Genomic DNA, 234 nt, shown 5'->3' with positions numbered 1-234 from the left:
AGCACGCAATGTAGCTGTTCCTTCAACGCCAATTATTGGAAAAGCAGTATTTTCATGAAACTCGATCCATTTTATCCCATCGTTGACAATGCGGATTGGGTTGAGCGTTTGGTTCCTCTTGGCATCAAACTTATACAATTGCGTATGAAAAATGAAAATCTTAAAACAATCCGTGAACATATTAAGCGCGCAAAAAACATATGCGATAAATTGGGAGCACAATTAATTATTAAT

The 234-nt window shown here is 36.3% G+C and carries 1 protein-coding gene; it reads left to right on the top strand.

What is annotated here, in order from left to right; translation table 11 throughout:
* Window positions 1–54 precede the first annotated feature (54 nt).
* Window positions 55–234, top strand: a 180-nt coding sequence (locus tag ACFINS_RS10810) for a thiamine phosphate synthase (RefSeq protein ID WP_375706274.1), incomplete at its 3' end; no start/stop codon positions are given.

This window comes from Bartonella sp. AA2SXKL (assembly GCF_042197205.1).
Classification (GTDB): domain Bacteria; phylum Pseudomonadota; class Alphaproteobacteria; order Rhizobiales; family Rhizobiaceae; genus Bartonella.
Note: the sequence above shows the minus strand (reverse complement) of the source record. Positions and strands in the feature narration are given on the sequence as shown.